A 23,478-nucleotide genomic window follows, 5' to 3' on the forward strand; every position below is an offset into this window, starting at 1 on the left:
GTGAACCCGGCGAACCGGGCGAATCGGTGGCTGATCAGTCCGGAATCACCTGTTCAGGACAACCGCCGGCGAGGTCAGCGGCCGATCTTCCGGCGGACCATCCCGACCACCTGGCTGACCTCGTGGACGCGCAGGAGAAGAGCCGTCCCGAGGTAGGCGATCAGGATCACCACACCGCCGACGGCGATCTGCGTGATCGCCTCGATCCGGCCGTCCGGCGTGCCCGATCCGGGCAGCAGCCCGACCACCAGCCAGGCGGCTCCGGCGGCGACACCGGCGGCGACCGCGACCTTGAGCAGTGCCACGAGGACCGAACCCAGGTGGAGGCGGCCGATCCGGCGGCGCAGGACGGTCAGCGAGATCAGCGCGGAGACCAGGTAGGAGACGCCGTTGGCGGCGGTCATGCCGGCCGCGATCAGCGACTCGTTCAGGATCGCGGCGAGCAGGAAGTACCCGGCGATCCGGACTCCCACCACCGGCAGGTTGATCAGCGCGGCGGTCCGGTTGCCCTGCAGCGCGTAGAAGGCGTTGGTGCAGAGGAAGCTGATCGACAGCGGCAGCACCGCGAACGCGGCCACGGTCAGCACCGTGCCCATCGCCAGCGCGTCATCGTTGGTGATCCGGCCGCCCTGGAACAGGAAGACCGCGATCGGGCCGCTCAGCACCGCGTAGACGACCACGATCGGGGCGAGCGCCGCCGAGACCAGCTTGATGCCCCGGTTCAGGTCGTCGCTGATCTCGGAGAGCCGGCCCTCGGCGGCGGCCGCGCTCATCTTCGGCAGCAGCGCGGTGATCACCGAGACGCCGATGATGCCGTGCGCCATCATCATCAGCAGGAAGACGTTGTTGAACGCCAGCGCGCCCGGGTTGTCCTCGCCGCCGGCGCTGTTCAGCGCCCGGACCAGGGCGAAGACCGCGATCTGGTTGGCGCCGACGTAGCAGAGCATCCAGCCGGCCAGGCTGCCGATCTCGCGCAGCCCGAGCGACTTCGGCGCCCAGCGCCAGGCCCAGCGGAAGCCGACCTTGCGCAGGGCCGGCAGCAGGCCGATGGCCTGGACCACCATGCCGAGCAGGGTGCCGCCGCCGATCAGCAGGATCTCGCCGGTGGTGATGTTGTCCGGGGTCAGCGCCTTGTCGGTGCCGAACACCGCCAGGAACACCCCGCACACCGCGATCACCACGATGTTGTTCAGGATCGGCGCCCACATCGGCGCGGCGAAGTGGCCGCGGACGTTCAGCACCGCCGCGATCAGCGCGGACAGGCCGGTGAAGAAGATGATCGGCAGGATCAGATACGCGAAGTGGGTGACCAGCTCACGGAACGCCGGAGTGGTCCGGTCGCTGCTCGTCTGGATCGCGGTGATCAGCGGCGCGGCGACGGTCACCAGGACGGTGGCCACCCCGAGCATCACCACCGCGAAGGAGAGCAGCCGCTGGGTGAACTCCTGACCGCCGTCCTCGTCGGCCTTGCGCCGCCGCACCAGCAGCGGGATCAGCACGCTGGACAGGATGCCGCCGAGCAGCAGCTCGTAGATCTGGCCGGGCAGGAACTGGGCGCCGGTGTAGGCGTCCCCGACCGCCTGACCGAGCACCATGCCGATCAGCGCGTTGCGGACGAAACCGATCACCCGGCTGACCAGGCTGCCGATCGCCATGACGGCGCTCTGCCCGGCCGTACCGCCGCCGCTCTGTTGATCTGGTTGTCCCGGTGCCTCGGCGGGGCCGTCCACGGACATGACGGTCACGCCGTCCTGCTTCGCGGGCTCTCCGTCCGGGTCCGCGTGCGTGCTGCGGTACAGGCCGCCGTTCACCAAGCCTCCAGAAGCCCTGCCGAGATTGATGCAGCCACCTTAAAGCGCAAATGTCACACGTGGTGACGCAGGAGGGTGCCGGGCTCGGCTCCGGCCAGGGTTTCCACCATCCAGCAAGCCTCCAGCGGAACCAGGGGCTCACTCAGCGCATCCAGCACCGTCGGATGGTCACAGCCCGCTTCGGTGAGGACACCCAGCAGCGCCGGCACCACCGACAGATCGCCGGTACGGATGATCTCCCGGGCCAGTGGACCGCCGCCGGTCCACGTCATCAACTCGGGGACCGTGGACAGGGCGGCGCGGGTCCGGCGTACCAGAAAGGAGAGGTCCTCGTGCGGGAACCGGTCGCCCGCGCGAACCTGGAGCGACGCGAACGCCGGGGCACTGAGCTCGGCGATGGTGGCCTCGTCGAGCACCTGCGGCGACGGGGACGGCGGCGCCGGCCACCACTGCTCGGCGGCGAACAGCGGCAGCGGGGTCTGCTCCGGGCCGGCCGGCACCACCTCCGGCACCTCCCGGCGCAGCGACCGGTACGCCGCCTCGCGCACCGCCGCGACCACGGCCGGGTCGTCGTCCTCGCCGCGCGGCGGTGCGAACGGCGAGAGCAGCGCCACCACCAGGCCCGGATGCGGCAGCAGCGGGTCGTCGAGGGCGATCACCCGGGCGAACGACTCCAGCTCCCACCAGTCCAGCGCCGCGGGGTACGGCCCACCGGCCGGCGCCCAGCCCAGCTGCACCGGTTCGCTGGAGGCCGGACCGCGCAACCCCAGCGTCCGGTCGCCGGAGGGCAGATCGACGGTCAGGATCAGGGAATACCCGGCGACCACCGGAAAGGTGACACGAGCCTCGGCGGGCAACTCGTCCGTGCCGGTCAGCCCGTTGGTCCAGAAGTCGGGGTCCAGGATCAGGCGCTGCAACGCCTCGGAAACGGGCATCCTGACATCCTGCCCGGCGACAGTCGAAGTAGCTAATACGGATACCCTGGTAACCCCATGTCTGTTCTGAACTCCGCCCAGCAGAAAGCGGTAGCCGAGTTGCTCCGCGTGTCCCCCGTCGCCGATGAGCTCGGGCGGAGGTTCGCCGACGCCGGGCACCAGCTGCACCTGGTCGGCGGTTCGGTCCGGGACGCGCTGCTCGACAGTCTGGGGGACGACCTCGACTTCTGCACCGACGCGCGGCCCGAGCAGACCCTGGGCGTGGTCAACGGCTGGGCCGACGCGATCTGGGAGACCGGGCGCGAGTTCGGCACGATCGGCATCCAGAAGGACGGGCTGCGGATCGAGATCACCACGTACCGGGCGGAGGCCTACGACGGGGTGACCCGGAACCCGGTGGTCTCCTACGGCACGTCTCTGCACGACGACCTGTCCCGGCGTGACTTCACCATCAACGCGATGGCCGTCTCGGTGCCGGGGCACGAGTTCACCGACCCGTTCGGCGGGCTGGCCGACCTGGCCGCCCGGGTGATCCGGACGCCGGCCGCACCGTCCCGGTCGTTCGGCGACGACCCGCTGCGGATGCTGCGGGCCGCCCGGTTCGCCGCCAAGCTGCGGTTCACCGTGGACCCGCCGGTGGTCGCCGCGATGCGGGACATGGCCGCCGACCTGGACCGGATCACCGCCGAGCGGATCCGGGACGAGTTCACCAAGCTGATGTGCGGCGCCGACCCGCTCGCCGGGCTGCGCCTGCTCGTCGACACCGGGCTCGCCGACCGGTTCCTGCCGGAGATCGCCGGGCTCAAGCTGGAGATCGACGAGCACGCCCAGCACAAGGACGTCTACGAGCACACACTGATCGTGGTCAGCAACGCGATGCGGCTGGAGGGCGACACCGGCCCGGACTTCGTGCTGCGGATGGCCGCGCTGATGCACGACGTCGGCAAGCCGGCCACCAAGGCGGTCGGGCGGGACGGCCGGGTCAGTTTCCACCACCACGAGGTGGTCGGCGCGCGGCTCACCAAGCAGCGGATGAAAGCCCTCAAATACCCCAAGGACGTGACCTCCGAGGTCGTCGGTCTGGTCGCCCTTCACCTGCGATTTTATGGGTACGGCCGGGGCGAGTGGACCGACTCGGCGGTGCGCCGCTACGTGACCGACGCCGGCCCGCTGCTCGCCCGGCTGCACAAGTTGACCCGCTCCGACGTCACCACCCGTAACCGGCGCAAGGCGGCCCAGCTGGCCACCGACTACGACGCGCTGGAGGAGCGGATCGACCGGATCGCGGCCGAGGAGGACCTGGCCAAGGTCCGCCCCGACCTGGACGGCAACGCGATCATGGAGCTGCTCGGGGTGCCGCCGGGCCCGATCGTCGGCCAGGCGTGGCGACACCTGAAGGAGCTCCGGCTCGACCGGGGGCCGCTGGACCGCGACGAGGCCGAGGCGGAGCTCCTCAAGTGGGCCCGCGAACAGGGCCACATCGCCTAGCTTCCCGGTGTCGCTGACCGTTCGGTTGGTTACGCCGAAACGGTAGCGTTCTAGATTGCGTGCGTGAACCTCGTACGCAATCGGCTCTTCGCCGCTCTTCTGGTCCTCGCCCCCGCCGCCGGACTCCTCGTCGGCTCGCCCGCGCAGGCCGCCGATCTGAACGTCACCGTCAAGTCGGTGTCGCTCAGCAGGAGCACCCTCGTCCTCGGCAGCAAGGCCCGCTGCACGCCGGTCACCGTCACGGCCAAGCTCAGCGCGCCGATGCCGGCCGTGAAGGAGGGCTTCAGCGGCGTCGGTGTCGACATCTACGAGCCCGGCACCGGCGACATCGTCAAAGGCGAGGAGATTAAGCGGGTCGGTTCCTCGGCCACCTACCGCGGCTCGGTGAAGTTCTGCGGCGCCGACGTGGCCGGCCGCTACATCGCCCGGGTCTACGGGGTGTACGCCCCGAAGAGCGAGGACGACTTCGACTACGTGACCACCAACGTGGTCAGCCGGTCGATCTACCTGAAGCGGCCGTCGTCGCTCAGCCTGAACGCCACCCCCGAGCCGGTGCGGAAGGGCAAGAAGCTCACCGCCAAGGGCGTACTCAAGATCAATGGCAAGGCGTTCGCCGGGGCCGCCGTGCGGGTCTACTTCAAGGCGGACGGCGCGAGCGCCTACACCTACAAGGGCGCCGCCAAGACCAACGCCAAGGGCGCCTACAGCAAGGCCTTCACCGCCACCAGGAGCGGCACCTGGAAGTCCGTCTACGCCGGCAGCAACGCCCGCGACGCCGCCTCCGCGGTCGACGGCGTGCAGGTGAGGTAGTCAGACTGGACGACATGTTCGTCATCGAGTCACCGATCGGTCCGCTCGGTGTGGCCGTCGACGGTCCGGCCGTGGTGGGCGTGCGATTCGCCGCCCGGCCCGGACCGTCCGCCGAGCACCCGGCGGCCGAGCAGCTCACGGCCTACTTCGCCGGGGCGCTGACCGACTTCACCGTGCCGTTCGAGATGCGGGGTGGCTCCGAGTTCGAGCGGGCGGTCTGGGCCGAGATCGCCCGGATCCCCTACGGCGAGACGATCACGTACGGGGCGATCGCCACCGCCCTGGGTGACCCCGGCGCGGCCCGGGCGGTCGGCACGGCCTGCAACCACAACCCGGTCCCGGTGATCGTGCCCTGCCACCGGGTGGTCGGCGCCGGCAACAAGATGGTCGGCTTCGGCGGCGGCCTGGACCGCAAGCGCATCCTGCTCGAACTGGAGGCCGCTGTCGCCTTCCAGCGGGCCTGGAGCTGAAAGGACGGCCCGCCTTCCGGTGGGCCGTCCTTTTCAATCAACTTCAGCGCTCGATGTCGCCCTTGATGAACGCCTCGACGGCCGCGTGGGCGTCGTGGTCGCTGTACTGCACCGGCGGGGACTTCATGAAGTACGACGAGGCCGACAGGATCGGGCCGCCGACGCCACGGTCCTTGGCGATCTTCGCCGCGCGGACCGCGTCGATGATCACGCCGGCCGAGTTCGGGGAGTCCCACACCTCGAGCTTGAGCTCGGCGTTCAGCGGGGTGTCACCGAACGAACGACCCTCCAGGCGGATGTACGCCCACTTGCGGTCGTCGAGCCACGGCACGTGGTCGGACGGGCCGATGTGCACGTCGCTCTTGATCATCTCGTGCGGGATCTGGCTGGTGACCGACTGGGTCTTCGAGATCTTCTTCGAGACCAGGCGGTTGCGCTCCAGCATGTTCATGAAGTCCATGTTGCCGCCGAAGTTCAGCTGGTACGTGCGCAGCAGCTCGACACCACGGTCCTCGAACAGCTTCGCCAGCGCGCGGTGCACGATGGTGGCGCCGACCTGGCTCTTGATGTCGTCGCCGACGATCGGCACGCCCGCGTCCTCGAACTTCTTCGCCCAGACCGGGTCGGAGGCGATGAAGACCGGCAGAGCGTTCACGAACGCCACACCGGCGTCGATGGCGGCCTGCGCGTAGAACTTGTCCGCCTCCTCGGAGCCCACCGGGAGGTAGGAGACCAGGACGTCGACCTCGGCGTCCTTCAGGGCCTGCACGACGTCCACCGGCTCGGCCGGCGACTCCTCGATGATCTCGCGGTAGTACGTGCCCAGACCGTCGAAGGTCGGGCCGCGCTGCACGGTGACGCCGGTCGGCGGCACGTCGGTCAGCTTGATGGTGTTGTTCTCGCTGGCGACGATCGCCTCGCTGAGATCCATGCCGACCTTCTTGGCGTCCACATCGAACGCCGCGACGAACTTCACGTCGGATACGTGATAGTCGCCGAAGGTCACGTGCATGAGACCCGGAACGCGGTCGTTCGGGTCGGCGTTCTTGTAGTACTCCACGCCCTGCACGAGGGACGAGGCGCAGTTACCCACACCGACGATGGCGACGCGGACGGAACCCATCGCGTTTGCCTCCTTGTTGTTCATCACGGCCGGTCCTGGTGGGGACGCGGTGTTTCTGGGAGAGCCGCTCCCGTCGGCGGTCCGACGGCGGGAGCGGGGTTCGGAGCGCCGGTGAGACCGGCGCGATTGCGGAAAGCGGGGGTACGCCCGGAGCGCTCGTTGGTGATCAGCTCCTCCAGCCACCGGACCTCGCGCTCACAGGCCTCCAGGCCGTGGCGCTGGAGCTCCAGGGTGTAGGCGTCGAGCCGGTCGGCGGCCCGGGCGAGGATCTCGCGCAGACCCTCGCGCTGCTCCTCGACGCGCCTGCGGCGGCCCTCGAGGATGCGCAGCCGGGTGGCGCGGTCGGTGCGGGAGAAGAAGGTGAAGTGCACCCCGAAACCGGCGTCGTCGTACGTCTCCGGGCCGGCCTGGGTGAGGAGATCGGCGAAGTGTTCCTTGCCCTCTGCCGTGATCTTGTAGACAACCCGCCCCCGCCTACTGGTCATCGGGGGAATGATGTCGGTGTTGGCCTCCGCCTCGCTGATCCAGCCGGCGAGCTTCAGCCGCTTCAACGTGGGGTAGAGAGTGCCGTAACTGATCGCGGCCCGGAGCATGCCGAGCTTGGTGGCGAGTTCTTTACGGAGCTCGTAACCGTGCATCGGGGCCTCCTGGAGGAGACCGAGGATCGCCATTTCCAGCACTGGCCCTCCCTCCAACTGTGTCCCGACGTAGAAGCGGGTCCCGATGTATCGGCCCGATACATCGCAACCGTAGATCGGGACCGCGAGACGTGCAACTCGGCCATCGTGCGCAGTCGGCACACGACGCTGCGTGATGACGGTCGCCGGGGACGCGGCGACCGCGTAGTCTCTTCGCCATGCGCACGCAGCGGCAGATCGTCGACTACTCGCTACAGAGGCGGGCAGTCCTGCGTGACGTTCGAAACGGCCGGATCGGCACGCTCGAGGTCTGTGACGCGTCTCCGTACTTGCGAAACGCGGCGACTTTCCACGGCGAGCCGACCGACGAGCGGTGCCCGATCTGCCGCCGGGACAACCTGACGCTGGTGCACTACGTCTATGGCGACGACCTGAAACAGTCCGCTGGTCAGGCCCGGAAACTGGCGGAGTTGCCGGTTTTGGCGATGACTCTGCGTGAGTTCCAGGTCTTCGTGGTCGAGGTGTGCCGCTCGTGCTCGTGGAACCACCTCGTCGAGCGATTCGTGCTCGGCCGTGACGGCTTGGGCACCGATGACGCTTTGCATACCGAGGCTATGGTCTCGTCCGGTGGTGGGGGATCCCACCGGAATGGTCCGTCACAGAGCGGGGAGGCCCGGGGATGAACCGGATCGATCCCGTTAACGTGTACGAGTTTGTGGCCGGAAAACGGTCAACACAGACAGAAGCCAAGGGGGCTGCCGGGACCGCAGCCCACAACGCCCGATCGAGGCGCAGTGCCGGGTCGGCCCTTCCGGGCCGTTCGGCCGCGCCCCCGCGACCGGTAGGTGTGAGGGAATGAACGCGTACGGCGAACCGCAGTCAGCACGAGCCCGGGTCCAAGTGCCCGGGCCGTCCGCTGCTTCCACGCCTGGCGACGAACCAGCCGACAACGGCCGGCCGGGTCCGGATGCCTATCGGCGTCCGTCCGGCGCGGCCTCGGTCGGCGGGCAGCCGGGCCGGGCGTCGGTGGGATCGGCCACTCCGGGGCGGGCCTCGGTGGGCTCCGCCTCCGTCGGGTCCGCGAGCCCAGGCCGCGCCTCGGTGGGTTCCGCGAGCCCAGGCCGGGCGTCGGTGGGTTCCGCGACGCCGGGCCGTGCCTCGGTGGGCGCGGCCCCGGTCGGTGGCCGTGCCTCGGTGGGTGCCGCGGCCGTCGGTGGCCGGGCCTCGGTGTCACCGGGTGGACCGGCCGGGCCGGGTGGACCGCCCGGAGGCGGTGGTGGCGGATCCGGTGGGTCGGGTGGCTCCGGTGGCCGTAAGCCCCGCAGCAAGGCCGACAAGAAGTACCGCCGTGCCAACATCCTGACCGCTGCCGCCGCCGTGCTGGTCATCATGCTCGGTGTCGGCATCGTCGGTGGCACGTACTTCTTCGACGACATCAAGCTACCTCAGGCCAAGGCCGAGGAGCAGATGAACAGGATTCTCACCTCGAACAACAAGGTGCTGGAACAGACCGTGTCGACACGTATCAACGTGCCGCCGGACCAGATCAGCAAGGTGATGCAGGACGCCGTCGCGGCCGCCGAGGACAACAACTTCTGGACCCACAACGGCATCGACATGAAGGGCATCGCCCGCGCCGCGTGGAACAACTTCACCGGTGGCGAGCTGCAGGGTGCGTCGACCATCACCCAGCAGTACGCCCGCCACGTCGCCGACGAGAAGGACATCAGCTACAGCCGTAAGCTCCGTGAGGCGGTGATCGCCCGCAAGCTGGAGTCGGAGTACTCCAAGACGGAGATCATGGGCATGTACCTGAACTTCATCGACCTCGGCCGGGGCAAGCTGGGTGTGGAGGCCGCGGCGAACGGCTACTTCGGCACCTCGGTGATGAAGGACGCGAAGAACCCGATCACCGTCGAGCAGGCCGCGGTGCTCGCCTCGATCATCAAGCAGCCCTACCCCACCGACACCCACAAGGGCTACGACCCGGCGAACAACCTCAAAGAAGCCCAGGAGCGGTGGGAATACACCATGGGCAAGATGTACGAGATGGGCTCGATCTCGAAGGAGCAGTACGAGGCCCGGAAGTACCCGACCGCCAACGACCCCAAGAAGAGCCGTTCGAGCAGCACCGACGGCAAGCCGGTCGGCATGGTCATGCGCCACGTGACGTACGAGCTGCACCAGCTCGGCATCACCGAGGACATGCTCTCCAAGGGCGGGTACACGGTCACCACGACGATCGTCCCGAAGGTCCAGGCCGCGGCGGAGAAGGCCGGCTCGCGACTGAGCAAGACCTCGCCGATGAAGGGCCAGAAGAAGACGTACCAGGCCGCGGTGATCGGTATCGACCCGACCTCCGGTGAGGTGATGGGGTACTACGGCGGCGACAACCCGACCGGTACCGACTACGCCGGCTACATGGCCGGTGACGGCAGCGGGGTGCCGAAGAGCGCGGGGCAGTCGCCGGGCTCGACCTTCAAGATCTACACGCTGGCGGCCGGCCTGAAGGCGGACATGTCCTTCGACACGATCTGGGACGGCACCAAGCGGAAGAACAACGGCGACAAGATCAGCAACGCGGGGCAGCTGGACAACAACGTCTGTGGCGGCAAGATCACCCACTGTGACCTGCGGTTCAGCACGATCAAGTCGTACAACTTCCCGTTCTACTGGATCGCCGACACGATCGGCCCGGACAAGGTCCTGGAGGCCGCGCGGGACGCCGGCGTCGAGACCATGTGGACCGACGGCGACGAGAAGATCGACCTGAAGAGCGCCAACGGCTCCAAGATGAAGAACAACTTCGACAACGAGGTCGCGTTCGGCCAGTACCGCGTGGTCCCGCTGGAGCACGCCCAGGGCGTCGCCACCATCGTGAACCAGGGCGTCCGGCACGACGCGCACTTCATCAAGAAGATCAGCCACCGCGATTCCAAGACCGGTGAGAGCAAGGTCGTCTACACCGCGCCGCAGAAGGGCAAGCGGGTCTTCGACGAGGCGCAGATGGCCGGCCTGGCCGACGTGCTCAAAGAGATCCCGAAGAATGCCGGCAAGTCGCTTGCCGGTGGTCGCCCGTCGATCGGCAAGAGTGGTACCTGGGAAATCGAGATCAACGGCAAGTCGGAGAACGGTGACACCTGGTTCGTCGGCGGTATCCCGCAGCTCGCGGCGACCGTCTGGGTCGGTGGCGCCGGCAACCGTGTCTCGCTCAAGGAGATCGGCGGCGGCCCGATGTACGGCTCCGGCACCCCGGCGGCGATCTGGAAGGAATTCCTCGACACCGCCGCCGAGGCGATGAAGTGGGATAACAAGCCCTTCCCCGCAGGCGGCAAGACCGGTAGCGACGACAAGGGCAACGGCGTCCGGCCGGTGGTCGAGACGCCCTCCCCGGACGACCTGAACGACGCCTTCTGCCAGGTGGCGCCGGAGGACCCCCGCTGCCAGAACGGCAACAACGGCGGCAACAACGGTGGCAACAACGGCGGCCCCGGTGGCAACAACGGCGGTAACAACGGTGGCAACAACGGTGGCAACAACGGCGGCGGCCCCGGCACTGGCCTCCCCAACATCGGCGGCCCCGGCGGTGACGAGGAAGAAGAGGACTGACGTCCGGAACTGAGACAACGGCGTCCACCCTTGAGGGTGGGCGCCGTTTTCCGTGCGTCGAACGTGGCCGGTCACCCTGTACGGCCACCGATGCGGCATGATGCCAAGACATGAGCGCCCTACCGCCCACCGACCGGCCCGACGTCTCGAGCCCCACCTCGGACGGTTTCGTGCGGGGACTCTCCCAAGCCATCGGCGGGCCACTCGGCGCTCATGCCGTGCCACCGGACGCCCGGCCGGGCCGGTTCTGGACCGCGCCGCGGATCGTGATGGCCCTCGCCTGCCTGATCCTCGCCTTCTCCTGGGTGCAGAAGTCGCCCTGCATGGACGGCAACTGGCAGAACAACGCCCAGTACACCCGGTACTGCTACACCGACGTGCTGGCGCTCTACTACGCCGAAGGCATCAACGAGGGCAAGGTTCCCTACAAGGACCACCCCGTCGAGTACCCGGTCGTCACCGGCTACTTCATGGGCGTGCTGGGGCTGCCGGTGCACGCCTACGGCGAGACCCGCCCGGACATCAACCAGGGCAGCTGGTTCTACAACATCAACGCGTTGGTGCTGTCGCTGTTCGCGCTCGCCACCGTGGCGGTGGTGCTGTCGCTGCGCCGCCGTCGCCCGTGGGACGCGGCCATCCTCGCGCTCTCCCCGATCGTCCTGCTCACCGCCACCATCAACTGGGACTTCCTGGCGATCGGCCTGTGGGCGATCGGCCTCTACCTGTGGGTGCGGCGCAATCCGATCTGGGCCGGCGTGTTCTTCGGCCTCGGCGCGGCGGCCAAACTGTGGCCGGTGTTCATCCTCGGCGCGGTGCTGGTCCTGGCCCTGCGGACCGGGCGACTGCGCCCCTTCGTCAGCTCGTTCATCGCCGCCGGTGTCACCTGGCTGCTGGCCAACCTGCCGGTCATGGTGCTGTGGCACGAGAGCTGGCTGCGGTTCTTCCGGCTCAACTCGGAGCGGCCGATCGACTGGGGCACGTTCTGGTATATCGGGCGCTACCTGGACGGCAAATGGAACTCCGGGGCGGCCGGCGACCAGGGTCCGTTCCAGTGGCTCAGCGATCACATCCCGACACTCAACTACCTGTCGTACGCACTCTTCGCCCTGTCCTGCCTGGCGATCCTGCTGCTCGGGCTGCTCGCCCCGCGCCGGCCCCGGCTCAGCCAGCTGGCGTTCCTGATCGTCGCGTTGTTCCTGCTGTTCAGCAAGGTCTGGTCCCAGCAGTACGTGCTCTGGCTGCTCCCGCTGATCGTGCTGGCCCGGCCCAAGTGGGGCGCGATCATCGCCTGGACCATCGCCGAGATCGGCTACCTCGCCGCCTTCTACGCCGAACTGATCGGCGCCGGTGGCAAGACCGTCATCCCCGAGGGCGTCTTCGTGCTCGCCTCCACCGCCCGCCTGATCACCGTGGCCGTCCTGGTCGGCCTGGTGGTGCGCGAGATCTGGCGGCCGGAACTCGACGACGTGCGCAAGACCTACGACGGCGCCGACCCGGACGCCGGGCCCCTCGACGGGCCGGAACACCAGTGGATCACCGGGCTGCGCCGCTTCTTCGGCTTCGGCCCGACCGACGAGGCGCCCGCCCCGCCGACCGTCCACAAGGGCGAGCCGGAGCCGGTGTCCCCGGCCGGCTGATCAGTTCAGGTAGAAGACGACGGCATCCGGCAGATCCTCACGCCGGATGCCGAGGCTGTCCACCGGACGGTCGGCGGCCTCCTCCCACCGGGTGCCCTCGGCCAGATCCCGCAGCAGCAGCACCTTGGTGATCCCCATCGAGATCAGATAGTCCGAGCTCGCGGCGTCCGGGAAGTTGGCCACCCGGGCCCGCAACTCGTTCTGCTGCTGGGCGGCGAACGTGCCACCACCGTTGGCGACCTGCTGGAACCGGGTAGTCGTCCACAACTGCACGGTCTGGTCGCTCAGCTCGGCGGTGGGTAACACCAGCAACGGGCCGGGCACCGTACGCATCGAGGCCGGCTGTGCCGGAACCACCGGATGCGCCGTCGCGTTCCACCCCTCCAGCGCGACCAGCAGCAGCGGGGTCAGCGTGGCCAGCCGCAGCCACGGCCCCGGCCACGGTGGGATCCGCTGCGCGGCGAAATTCTCGGTACGGCGGACGAAGCCGTCGACGGCGCCCGCCGCCAGAATCGCCAGCAGCAGTGTCACCCAGAGCATCAACCGGCCCGGGACCCGCTGGTCGAAGGCGGCCGGGAAGTGGCCGAACAACGGCAGGTAGGTCCACTCACCCCCGAAGAAGTTCGTGCCCAGAGTCAGGATCACCGCGATCGTCAGACCGGCGACCAGCAGCAGCCGGTGCCGGAACGGCCAGACCGACAGGAACAGTCCGGCCAGGGCCAGCGCGTACAGCGTGAACCCCGGCAGCAGCGACATCTCCGCGGCCCAGCCCAGTGACTCGCGCGGGGTGGCGTGCGCGGCACCCCAGACGCGCGACTCGGCCGGCCCGATCAGCAGACTCCGCAACGGCGGCGAGAAGAAGGTGATCTCCTCGATCCGCGAGCCCGGATTCAGCGCCCGGACGTACGGCAGGGCGATCACCGAGGCGACCGCGATGAACGTCTGCGCACCCAGCGCGTTGACCACCACCAGCCACCAGGCGACGGTCGGAGCCTTCTGCCTCGGCGGTGGTCCCGGGCGCCGGCGCGGCGGTCTGCCACCTTTCGCGGCGGTCGCCGAGGGGGTTCTGCCGTCCTTCGTTGCGGGCGACGAGGGCGGCGTGGTGGCGCCCGCGGCAGCCGCCCCGGACGACACGGAGGTCGATGTGGCCGGGTTCGCCGCGATCGGGCCGGGCGGTGCCACCGGTGTCGGCGCGACCGGCCGGCGCGGGCCGAACAGCAGCCAGCGGCGGCGGCCCTTCGGCTCCCGGCGTGGGCTCTCCAGGATGTCGGTGGTGCCCTTCACCGGGGTTCCGGCCGCTTCGATCCGGTTGGCCTTCTCCGCCTCGCTGGTGGGCCCGGCCACCGACCTCGACGCCAATGCCAGCCCCGGTTCGGCGGCGGTCGCGGTCAGGCCCTTGACGGCGGTCGAGCCCGGCCCAGCCGGGGGTGCGACGCCCGCACCCGCACCGGTGCCTGTGGCCGGGCTCGTGGTGGCCGGAGCCGGGCCGCCGCCGGATCCGGGCTGGGAAGCGGTTGGACCGGCGCCGGACACGGGCGAGCCCGACGCGGATGAGCCGGCACCGACGTCGCGGGGGACCGCTGCTGAACCGACGGCCGGTTTCGGTGGGCGCTGGAAGAGGACGCGGCGGAGATGGCGGTACAGGCCGGCGATCGTGATGACGACGAGGAGCAGGCCCAGGACGTACGCGAAAGGGATCGCCAGGGAGAAGCCCAGCATGAGTTGCCAGGTCGCCACCAGCCATCCGCCCGCCGCCCATCCGGCGTGCCGGCGCTCGGGGCGCAGGCCGTGGCGCAGTGAGTATCCGTGCGCCCGCGCGAGCATGGCCAGCGCCAGCGGGATGCCCCCGGCCGAGATGATGTCGAGATGGCCCTCCTGCGCCAGCCGCCACGGGGCGTAGGCGAACGCGACCGCCGCGACCGCCGCACCGGTCTTCCGGGCGCCGAGCTGGCGGACCAGCACGTAGGCGCCGAACACCAGCAGGGCGTGGGCCAGCACGAAGAGCACGTTGTAGCGGAGGATCGCGGCACTCGGGCCGGTGCCGATCATGCCGGCGAAGGCGTATCCGATCAGGGTGTCGCCGAACGCGAAACTGAACGGCTCCGGGAAATACGCGTTCGACTGCCAGAGCCGGACCGGGTTGCTGCTCAGGATGTGGCCGGCCCAGGCGACCTGCCAGGCTTGCCGGGCCGGGTCACCCAGATCCTGCGGGAGGGTGTGCATCGGGTAGCGCAGTGCCGGCCAGGTCATCGCCACGGCCAGCAGGCAGGAGGCGTAGGCGGCCAGCGCCCACTCGTGGACCAGGCCGAGCCCGAGCCGCCGGAACCCGCGCCGCATCCGGCCGGGCCCCTTGTCCCGGGTGTTGGCGAAGGTGGTCCACGGGTCCGGTGGCGCTCCGGCCGGCCGGTCGGTGGGCAGGGCCTTGCGCTGCTGGGGTGCCGAACCGGTCTTCTGTGGAGTCGATCCGGCAGACGCGACCGCGTGGTCGGTGCTCTGCGGAGTCACCCCCGCAGCCGTGTCCGTCTTGTTAGGATTTTTCGGGTTTGGCGCGACGCTGCCGGCCGATGGCGGGGTATTCGTCGCCGCTCTGCGCCAGAAGACGGTGAAACGCCGCCGCTTCTCTCCCGGTGCCCCGCGCTGCCCGGCAGTGGGCTTCCCCGCAACCCCGGAACCGGCCGTGGGTCCGCTTTCGGCCGGCCCGGTCGTGGGCCCGCTTTCGGCTGGCCCGGTTGTGGGTTTGCTTTCGGCCGGCCCGGTCGTGGGTCCGCTCACGGCCGCCCCGGCCGCACCCCCGGATGAAGCGGCGGATGAGGTGGTCGCCGACTCAGGCACCGGGGAGGGCGCCGTCACGGACGCGGGGGAAGCGGCGGTGGCCGATGCCGGCGGCGCTGACGACTCCCGGGCAGGGCTCTCCGGGGCAGGGCTCTCCGGCGCTGGCCGCTCAGCGGCGGGCGGCGCGGGTGAGGCCGGCTGCGGCTTCTCGGTCATGACCCTCCCCGGCGGCGGTGCGTCAGTTGCCCGCCCGCTCCCGCAGTAGGGCGATGTCGGCGGTCTGCCCCTCCACCCCGCCCGGTGTCTCCACGATGGCCGGAGCGCCGGAGGCGCGAATCGCGGCCACCACCAACTCGGGGTCGATCTTCCCATTGCCGAGGTTGTCGTGGCGGTCCTGGCCCGAGTCGAATCCGCCCTTGGAGTCGTTGGCGTGGATCAGATCGATCCGCCCGGTGATCGCCTTGACCCGGTCGACGATGCCGAGCAGGTCCTCCCCGCCGGCGAAGGCATGGCACGTGTCCAGGCAGAACCCGGCCCCGAACGAGCCGACCGCCTCCCACAGCCGGGCCAGGTCGTCGAACCGGCGGGCGCACGCGTTGTCGCCACCCGCGGTGTTCTCGATCAGGATCGGGAGGGGCAGTCCGCCGTCGCTCTCCGCATACTCGAAGGCCTTTCGCCAGTTCGTGAAACCGTCCGCCAGATCGGCGCCCTTGCCGACGTGGCCGCCGTGCACGATCAGCCCTTTGGCGCCCAGCTCGGCGGCGGCCTTGGCGTGTGCCATCAGCAGCTTGCGGCTGGGGATGCGGATGCGGTTGTTGGGCGAGGCGACGTTCACGATGTACGGCGCGTGGATGTAGACGTCCACCTCGGCGGCCCGGATCAGCGCGGCGTCCTCACGCGGTTTGGGGGAATTGTACTTTTGTGGGTCGGTCAGGAAGAACTGCACCGCCTCGGCGCCACGAGCGGCGGCCTCGGCCAGCGGGTCGGCTTGATCGACGTGGGCTCCGATGCGCATGGGACGAGCCTACGACGCCGGTACGACGGTTTCCCGCCGCGTCACCGCGCTTGTGCACCCGTCGTTACCCCCGGTGATCTGGCTGGACGAACGCTGATCTCGATCGGCGGTGAACTGGGGGATGGCATGTCGCGACAGTTCCGATACCGGATGGCGGCGCTGGGGCTGAGCGGTCTCATCTTCGGCGCGCCGCTGCTGTTGAACGGGACGGCGAGCGCCGAACAGGTCGAGTCGAACGAACGGCAGGTGAGTTTCGGCGGCGCCGGGATGCTGGGCCTGTCGTGCGGTTCCCGGCCGAACGTCGAGACGATGACGGTTCCGGCCGGCAGCGTGGTCCGGGTGGTCAACCAGACCGGGCACGACGCGCAGTTGCGGCTGGCCGGCGCGCCGCGCGGGACGATCCCGGCGGACGGTTCGGCCGAGGTGGTCTTCCGCCGGGGCGCCACTCCGGTGCTGCTGACGCCGGAGTGCGCGTCCAAGGACGACACCACCCTGCCGGTGCTGGTGACGGCGTCCCCGTCGGCTGCCGCGGAGGAGCCGGAGCCGGCGCCGGCCGCCCCGGGTGGTGGCTCCCGTTCCGTCGCGACGATGTCGAAGCCGGCGATTCCGGGTGCTCCGGCACGTACCACCGCTGGTTCCACCAGGCCCGGTTCGATCGCCGGGGCGGCGCGGCCCGCCCGTACCGGCAAGGAATCCCGGCGCGGAGCGCGCAAGCAGCCCGGATCGCGACCGGCGACCGCCGCGCAGACGGTGACCACCGCGGCGCAGGCGATGCCGCAGGGGGACATCACTTCCAAGATCAAGACCAAACCCTTGCGGAGTACGGCCACCGGTGCGCCGGTGTTCGCCGGCATGCCCCCGGGCGGCCGGAAGGCGACGGTGCCCGCCACGCCGGGTGCCGGGCCGATCGCGGCACAGGCCGGCCCGGCGCGGGACGGGGTGGGTCAGGGCGGCACGGTGCCGCAGATCTCCGAGACGGACGAGGTGCTGTCCCGGATCCCGGGCTGGGAGGCGGAGCCGGCCGAGCCGTCGGGTCTGAGCGCGGCCGAGCCGGTGGCGGCGGTCGGGCGGATCGACGACGGGCGCCCACTGGGCCTGCTCGGGCTGACCGCGCTGGTCTGCGTGCTGGGCGTAGCAACTGCCGCGATTCGGGCAATCGTGTCACAACGTGCATCTCGTACAAATATGGCGTAAGGTAGTTTCTGAAAGCTCCGCGGGGCGGACGCGTCCAACCTCATCGGTGTGGTCGTTCCTCCCCAGGTCCCACCCAACGAATCGGACCGGACGCCCCGCGGCTCTACGTGACGACGGCCCTGTCTCCGGACGGGGCCGTCGTTTTTGGGCGTGGCGACCCTCTTGGGTATGCTGGCTCGGTTCGCAGTGTGTTCGCCGTGGGCGCTACCTGACCCGCGGTTTTCTTCTGCGTACGACACAAGACCTCCTGCCACGGAAATCCCGTGGCCGCATAGCCCACAGGAGGTGAGAACGTCTTGCGTCATTACGAACTCATGGTGATCCTCGACCCTTCGCTCGAGGAGCGCACCGTCGCACCGTCGCTCGACCAGTACCTGAACGTGATCAGGACCGCGGGTGGCTCGGTGGAGAAGCTCGACGTCTGGGGCCGTCGCCGGCTCTCGTTCGAGATCAACAAGAAGGCCGAGGGCATCTACGCGGTCGTCGACCTGCAGGCGACGCCCGAGGCCGTGGCCGAGCTGGACCGTCAGCTCCGGCTCAACGAGTCCATCCTGCGCACCAAGGTCATCCGTCCCGAGACCCGCTGAGGCGTTTTTTGTCAGAGGGTCCTGAGACCCTTTGCGTCAACGACTTGAGCGGCGAGGAGAAGTTTCATGGCTGGAGAAACCGTAATCACGGTTGTTGGCAACCTGGTCAACGACCCTGAGCTGCGCTACACCAACTCCGGTGCGGCCGTTGCCTCGTTCCGTGTCGCCTCGACACCGCGGACGATGGACCGGCAGTCGGGCGAGTGGAAAGACGGCGAGCCACTCTTCCTCACCTGCAGTGTCTGGCGTGAGGCCGCCGAGCACGTCACCGAGTCGCTGCAGCGCGGCGCCCGGGTGATCGTGCAGGGCCGGTTGCGGCAGCGGTCTTACGACACCAAAGAGGGAGAGAAGCGCACCGTCTACGAGCTCGAGGTCGACGAGATCGGCCCGTCACTGCGCTACGCCACGGCGAAGGTGCAGAAGGCGAGCAGGTCCGGTGGCGGCGGGGGTGGCTTCGGCAACTCCGGCGGCGGCTTCGGTTCCGGTGGTGGCGGCGGGGGTGGCAACCGGCAGTTCGGGGGCAACTCCGGCAACTCCGGTGGCGGTCGTGGTGGAAACAACAACGACTTCGACGACCCCTGGGCGACAGCGGCCCCGGCATCCAGCGGCGGCAACCGTTCCGGCGGTGGCGGCGGCAACTCCTCGTTCGACGACGAGCCTCCCTTCTAAGCCCTCCGGGCTTTCAGGATCACAATTCAGGAGTTTGAGCAATGGCTAAGGCTGCTGCGCTTCGCAAGCCGAAGAAGAAGGTGAACCCGCTCGACAAGGACGGGATCACCTACATCGACTACAAGGACACCGCTCTCCTGCGGAAGTTCATCTCCGACCGCGGCAAGATCCGTGCCCGCCGCGTCACCGGTGTGACCTCCCAGCAGCAGCGTCAGATCGCCCGCGCGGTCAAGAACGCGCGTGAGATGGCGCTCCTGCCGTACACCGCTACGGCGCGCTGAGAGAGGACACCCAGATGAAGATCATCCTCACTCAGGAAGTGTCCGGCCTCGGCACCCCCGGCGACATCGTCGAGGTGAAGAACGGTTACGGCCGTAACTACCTGCTCCCGCAGGGGTTCGCGATCCAGTGGACCAAGGGCGCGGAGAAGCAGGTCGTGGTCATCAAGCGGGCCCGCGAGGCCCGTGAGATCCGTGACCTGGGCCAGGCCAACGAGGTCAAGGGCCAGCTGTCCGGCCTCAAGGTCACGCTGAAGGCGCGCTCCGGCAACGGCGGCCGTCTGTTCGGCTCGATCACCCCGGCCGAGATCGTCGACGCGGTCAAGGCCGCCGGCGGCCCGGCCCTCGACCGCCGTCGTCTCGAGCTGCCCGGTCACATCAAGACCACCGGCTCGTACAACGTGCAGGTCAAGCTCCACCCCGAGGTGACCGCGACGTTCCCGGTGAACGTGGTGGCCGCCAAGTAGTTCTTCGGACTACGCCATGAGGCGCGTCGGGCCCGGTGCCCGGCGCGCCTCTTGCTTTGTTCTCGGCCTCGGCCGGGTCAGCTCAGGCTGTTGCCGGTGATCGCCGAGCTCAGCACCGTCGCCAGGCCGCCGCCGACGACCGCCGCAGCCAGGCCGACACTCGCCGACTTCCAGGACGTGGTGGCCGTACGAAGGCCGTAGGCGACCAGCATGCTCAGCACCAGCGAGATGCCGAACTGCGGCAGAGCCCCGGCGAGCGTGTCCAGCGCGGTGTTGTTCCCACCGGTGTTGAGCACCAGCATGCCGGCGACGAAGAGGACCACCGGAACCCCGTACCAGACGACCGTGTAACCGACCGCGGCGAGCGGGCTGCCGTTGTCCTCCTCTTCCTCGTCGTCATCCGGATCGAGCAGATCGTTCTGCTTGACGCCGGTGGTGAAGTAGTCGTCGCTGACCGGGCGGCGCTCGTACGATCCGGTGCCCTGGAACGCGCCGGTGGACCGGCGCGGCGGCCAGGAGGTGTCCTCCTCGACGGCGAGGGCGGTTCCGCCACCCGCGCGTGCGGCCGCGCCGGGCTCGGTGGAGATCACCGAGGTGGAGCTCAGGGCCAGGTTCGACGTTCCGTCGACCGAGGCTGACCCACTTGGCCGAAAGGGAGGAAAGTCCGACGTGCTGTAACGGCGGGACTCTCCTTCCGCCGGATCTCCGGACAACTCTCGACGCCAGTCGGTCTCACCGTCCTGCCCGGCGCCCGTGCGGTACCCGGTCGTCCCGCGCCGTTCGGCGCGTTCCGCGGCGAGCCAGTCCGTGAGAGGCGGACGGCCGCCGAATCCGCCCCCATCGGGTGAGGGCGGTTCGTCACGATTGTCGTAGCCACCCCGGCCGGACTGCTCGGCGAGCGGGTCCGGCCAGCGCGCGGTCAGATCCTCGGATCCGCCGTACGCCGGCTTCCGCTGCTCCGACCAACTCGGCGCGGAACTGCCGGCGGGCAGCTCACGGGCGTCGTAGCCGGGCGACTGGGTGGGGATCCGGGGACCGCCGTACGACGGGCCCGACTGCGGGCGCTGCCGCTGCCGCTCCTGCTCCAGCCAGGACGGGCCGCTGACCGGTGCGGTCGGCGACTGCTGCTGCCGCTCCTGGTCGAGCCACGAGGGCTCGCCGCCAGCCGGGCGCTGCGGAGCCTGCTGCCGGCGTTCCTGCTCGATCCAGGACGAGCCGCCGCCCGGGCGCTGCTGCCGCCCCTCCTGATCGAGCCAGGAATCGGTGCCGGAAGCGCCGTAGCCGGGCCGCTGCGGCTCCGGCTGCTGCCGCTCCTGGGCGGGCCAGGCCGGACCACTGACCGGCCGTGTGGGGGGCTGCTGCGGCCGTTCCCGGTCGGACCACTGGCCCGGGTCGCCCGCGGCGTACGCCGACGGGCCGGCCGGCAACTCCCGCGGCGCCCGCGAGGGCTGCTGCGCGGACGGGCCGGCCGGGAGTTCCCGGGCCGGACCGCCGTAGCCGGGCCGCTGCTGCTGTGCCGAGGGGCCGGCCGGAAGCTCCCGGGCGGCGCTGCCGAACCCGCTGCGCCGAGGCGGTTGCTGCGGCGGCGGATAGGACTGCCCATACCCGGACTGGTCGGGCGGCTCGTCCCGGTAGCCGGAACGGCGCGGATCCGGACCCGGATCCTGCCACTGCGGCGGCCGCGGACCGGGACGCCCGTCGTCGGGCGTGGAGTAGTCCTCGGGTTCGATCTCGATGCGCCGGTACTGACGGCTCTGCCGCGGATCCGGCTGACTCTGCCAGGCGTCGGCGGGCCGCTGTGGGCCGGAGTCCTGCTGCCAGGAATCGGACGCGCGCCGGCGGCCACCCGTGCGGTCCGGGTCGGCGCCACGGCGGCGGCGTCCCTGGTCCTCGTCGGCCGGGCCGGGCAGGGCGTTGCGGGGCATGCCGCCGGACGGCGCCTCGTTCGGCACCGCGCCGGCCGCCCAGCCGGGGCCACCGCCGGACGGGATCGCACTGCTCGGCAGCGGACCACCGGGCACCCCACCGGACGGGTCGGCCCGGCGGGCCCGGCGGCCGGTCGGCTCCTCCTCCGGCTCCGGTTCCGGCTCCCCCTTGGCGGCCTCCCGGCGGGCGGCCTCGGCACGCCACGCGAGCACCCGGGGGTCGTCCTCGGCCCGGCTCCACTGGCCGGTGTCCGGGTCCCGTGTCCAGTTGCTGGTGTCCTGGTCGGCATCCCACGAGGAGGTGTCCTCGCGCCAGTTCGTGGGATTCGCGTTGTAGCGCGGCTTGCCCCGTTTGGGCGCGGCGCCACCGCGACGGCCGACGTCGATGCGGGACAGGCCGGGACGCTCGATGTCGGTGCGGGACTGGTCGGGCCGGCCGATGTCGGTGCGGGACTGGTCGGGCCAGCCGATGTCGGTCCGGGACTGATCCGGGCGGCCGATGTCGGTGCGGGACTGGCCGGCGCGGCCGGAGTCGGGCCGGGTGAGCTCGGGGCGCTCCTGCTCGGCGGCCCGCCGCCGGTCCCGTCGCGACGGCCCACCGGAGCGGGTGCCCCAGCTCGGCGCGGCCGGTCCGTCGTCCGGCTCGATGAAGGCCGGGATGCTGCCGGTGTCGGTGTGCCCGGCCCAGTTGTCCCCGTCGGAACCGCTGGTCCAACCGGTGCCTCCGGACGGCGCGGCACCACTCTCGGCGGCCCGGCGGCGGCCGACCCGGGTGGGGCGCTCGCTGTCCCGGCGCCAGGCGGCCCGGTCGTCCTCGCGGACCAGATGCCGGGCGTCGTCGGCCGCGGACCGCTGCCAGCCGGGCGCGTCGGTGCGCTCCCAGCGGGTGATGCCGCCGGTGTTCTCCCCGGGCTCGGGCCGGTCGGCACGGCCCGAGCGGGCGGCACCGGTCTGGTCCTCGTCACGGCGCCGGGCCGGCGCCGGGCCGGACGGCTGCTGCCAGGAGGGCGTCTGCTGCGGTTGCTGCCACGCGGGCGTACGGGCGGAGGTCTGCTGCCACGACGGAGTCGAGGCGGACGGCTGCTGCCAGGAGGAACTGCCCGACGACCAGGTCTGCTCGACCGGAGTGGTCGCGGCCGGCCCGTCCGGGCGGCGCCGCCGGGACCCGGACGCCTCCGGATCGGTGCGCTGCCACGACGGGGTCTCCGGCTCGGTCTGCCGCCAGGACGGCGCCGGGTCGGACGACTGCCGCCAGGAGGGGGCCGGCTCGGCGGCCGGTGCCGGCGACTGCTGCCACGATGGGGTCGGCTCGGACCGGGGCTGCTGCCACGACGGCGTGGGCTCGGACCGGGGCTGCTGCCACGACGGGGTCGGCTCGGATCGAGGCTGCTGCCAGGAGGGTGCCGGCTCGGAGCGGGCGGACTGCTGCCAGGACGGGGCCGGATCGGAGCGGGACTGCTGCCAGGACGGCGTGGACTCGGAGCGGGACTCCTGCCAGGACGGCGTGGACTCCGAACGCGGCTCCTGCCACGACGGGGTGGAGTCGGAGCGGGGCTGCTGCCAGGACGGGCCGGGATCGGCCCGGGACTGCCGCCACGACGGGGTCTGATCGGCCGCCGACTGCCGCCAGGACGGTGTCGACGCGCTGTCACCGTCGGAGTCGGTGCCGGGGGTCGGCCAAGCCGTGCCGGAGATCGCCTCCTGCTCCCGTCTCGGAGCGCCGTCCTCCTCGTCCTGCCAGGCCTCGGTGGTGGAACGCCACACGTGTGAGCCGGTGGACGAACGCCACTCGGTGGTCTGCCGCCAGCGCGCCCCGGTGGCCCGCCACTCGGCGGTCTCGGTGCGCCAGCCGACACCGTCAGCGGGGAAGGTGGGCCGGCCGGTGGTGCTCACCTCGGCGGAGGACCACCTGTTCGCCGGCTCGATCTCCTGGCCGCCACCGCCGTTGTACGGCTCGACCTCGGCCTGCTGGGCCCAGTCGTCGGCGCGGCGCTGCCAGGTGAGGGCCTCGTCGCTCGGAGCCATGCTCCCGGTGTCGGTGAGGGAGGCC

Annotated in this window: 18 protein-coding genes; 11 read left to right on the top strand and 7 right to left on the bottom strand. The window is 70.4% G+C overall.

Annotated elements, in window-relative coordinates; genetic code table 11:
* Window positions 1-74: 74 nt before the first annotated feature.
* The gene (gene murJ / locus ACQ0O7_RS24850) at window positions 75-1,811 is read right to left on the bottom strand and encodes a murein biosynthesis integral membrane protein MurJ (protein ID WP_430784767.1); all 1,737 of its coding nucleotides are present in this window, start codon (window positions 1,809-1,811) and stop codon (window positions 75-77) included.
* Between the two features lie 53 nt (window positions 1,812-1,864).
* Window positions 1,865-2,746 carry a hypothetical protein gene (locus ACQ0O7_RS24855; RefSeq protein ID WP_430784769.1) on the bottom strand — a complete coding sequence of 294 codons (882 nt, stop codon included), beginning with the start codon at window positions 2,744-2,746 and terminating at the stop codon, window positions 1,865-1,867.
* Between the two features lie 57 nt (window positions 2,747-2,803).
* On the opposite strand from ACQ0O7_RS24855, the gene ACQ0O7_RS24860 reads away from it, so the two are divergent.
* From ACQ0O7_RS24860 to ACQ0O7_RS24870, 3 genes are all read left to right on the top strand, one after another.
* Window positions 2,804-4,234, top strand: coding sequence for a CCA tRNA nucleotidyltransferase (locus ACQ0O7_RS24860; protein WP_430784771.1), 1,431 nt, complete (start codon window positions 2,804-2,806; stop codon window positions 4,232-4,234).
* 63 nt (window positions 4,235-4,297) lie between these two features.
* Window positions 4,298-5,044, top strand: a complete 747-nt coding sequence (locus ACQ0O7_RS24865) for a hypothetical protein (RefSeq protein WP_430784773.1) — start codon at window positions 4,298-4,300, stop codon at window positions 5,042-5,044.
* A gap of 14 nt (window positions 5,045-5,058) precedes the next feature.
* On the top strand, window positions 5,059-5,514 hold the full coding sequence (locus tag ACQ0O7_RS24870; protein WP_430784775.1) for a methylated-DNA--[protein]-cysteine S-methyltransferase: 456 nt from the start codon (window positions 5,059-5,061) through the stop codon (window positions 5,512-5,514).
* A 43-nt stretch (window positions 5,515-5,557) separates the two neighbouring features.
* On the opposite strand, the gene ACQ0O7_RS24875 is transcribed toward ACQ0O7_RS24870, so the two are convergent.
* Window positions 5,558-6,637: an inositol-3-phosphate synthase gene (locus ACQ0O7_RS24875; RefSeq protein ID WP_430784777.1), complete on the bottom strand. Its 1,080-nt coding sequence runs from the start codon at window positions 6,635-6,637 to the stop codon at window positions 5,558-5,560.
* Window positions 6,638-6,660: 23 nt separating this feature from the next.
* Window positions 6,661-7,317 carry a PadR family transcriptional regulator gene (locus tag ACQ0O7_RS24880; protein ID WP_430784779.1) on the bottom strand — a complete coding sequence of 219 codons (657 nt, stop codon included), beginning with the start codon at window positions 7,315-7,317 and terminating at the stop codon, window positions 6,661-6,663.
* A gap of 176 nt (window positions 7,318-7,493) precedes the next feature.
* On the opposite strand from ACQ0O7_RS24880, the gene ACQ0O7_RS24885 reads away from it, so the two are divergent.
* The 3 genes from ACQ0O7_RS24885 (at window position 7,494) to ACQ0O7_RS24895 (ending at window position 12,521) form a co-directional block, all read left to right on the top strand.
* Window positions 7,494-7,958 (top strand): DUF5318 domain-containing protein, encoded by a 465-nt coding sequence (locus ACQ0O7_RS24885; RefSeq protein WP_430784781.1) that lies wholly within the window; start codon window positions 7,494-7,496, stop codon window positions 7,956-7,958.
* 478 nt (window positions 7,959-8,436) lie between these two features.
* Window positions 8,437-10,884: a transglycosylase domain-containing protein gene (locus ACQ0O7_RS24890; RefSeq protein ID WP_430784783.1), complete on the top strand. Its 2,448-nt coding sequence runs from the start codon at window positions 8,437-8,439 to the stop codon at window positions 10,882-10,884.
* A 110-nt stretch (window positions 10,885-10,994) separates the two neighbouring features.
* The gene (locus ACQ0O7_RS24895) at window positions 10,995-12,521 is read left to right on the top strand and encodes a glycosyltransferase family 87 protein (protein WP_430784785.1); all 1,527 of its coding nucleotides are present in this window, start codon (window positions 10,995-10,997) and stop codon (window positions 12,519-12,521) included.
* Here the strand turns inward: ACQ0O7_RS24895 and ACQ0O7_RS24900 are convergent, their stop codons facing one another.
* Both ACQ0O7_RS24900 and ACQ0O7_RS24905 read right to left on the bottom strand, forming a co-directional pair.
* Window positions 12,522-14,858, bottom strand: coding sequence for a hypothetical protein (locus ACQ0O7_RS24900; protein WP_430784943.1), 2,337 nt, complete (start codon window positions 14,856-14,858; stop codon window positions 12,522-12,524).
* A gap of 673 nt (window positions 14,859-15,531) precedes the next feature.
* Window positions 15,532-16,308: a deoxyribonuclease IV gene (locus tag ACQ0O7_RS24905; protein WP_430784787.1), complete on the bottom strand. Its 777-nt coding sequence runs from the start codon at window positions 16,306-16,308 to the stop codon at window positions 15,532-15,534.
* Window positions 16,309-16,434: 126 nt separating this feature from the next.
* Here ACQ0O7_RS24905 and ACQ0O7_RS24910 point away from each other — a divergent pair, with 126 nt between their 5' ends.
* The 5 genes from ACQ0O7_RS24910 to rplI all read left to right on the top strand — a co-directional run bounded on the left by ACQ0O7_RS24910 (window position 16,435) and on the right by rplI (window position 19,503).
* A complete protein-coding gene (locus tag ACQ0O7_RS24910; protein ID WP_430784789.1) occupies window positions 16,435-17,502 on the top strand; it encodes a hypothetical protein in 1,068 nt (355 codons plus the stop codon).
* A gap of 296 nt (window positions 17,503-17,798) precedes the next feature.
* Window positions 17,799-18,089, top strand: coding sequence for a 30S ribosomal protein S6 (gene rpsF, locus ACQ0O7_RS24915; protein WP_014448192.1), 291 nt, complete (start codon window positions 17,799-17,801; stop codon window positions 18,087-18,089).
* 66 nt (window positions 18,090-18,155) lie between these two features.
* A complete protein-coding gene (locus ACQ0O7_RS24920; RefSeq protein WP_430784792.1) occupies window positions 18,156-18,758 on the top strand; it encodes a single-stranded DNA-binding protein in 603 nt (200 codons plus the stop codon).
* Window positions 18,759-18,799: 41 nt separating this feature from the next.
* On the top strand, window positions 18,800-19,039 hold the full coding sequence (gene rpsR, locus ACQ0O7_RS24925) for a 30S ribosomal protein S18 (RefSeq protein WP_007073789.1): 240 nt from the start codon (window positions 18,800-18,802) through the stop codon (window positions 19,037-19,039).
* Between the two features lie 14 nt (window positions 19,040-19,053).
* Complete coding sequence (gene rplI / locus ACQ0O7_RS24930) at window positions 19,054-19,503, top strand: 50S ribosomal protein L9 (RefSeq protein WP_430784795.1); 450 nt, start codon at window positions 19,054-19,056, stop codon at window positions 19,501-19,503.
* 77 nt (window positions 19,504-19,580) lie between these two features.
* On the opposite strand, the gene ACQ0O7_RS24935 is transcribed toward rplI, so the two are convergent.
* Entirely contained in the window at window positions 19,581-23,453 is a 3,873-nt protein-coding gene (locus tag ACQ0O7_RS24935; protein ID WP_430784797.1) for a hypothetical protein, read from the bottom strand.
* Between the last annotated feature and the right edge of the window lie 25 nt (window positions 23,454-23,478).

Origin of the sequence: Actinoplanes sp. G11-F43, assembly GCF_050589265.1 — a bacterium.
Classification (GTDB): Bacteria; Actinomycetota; Actinomycetes; order Mycobacteriales; family Micromonosporaceae; genus Actinoplanes.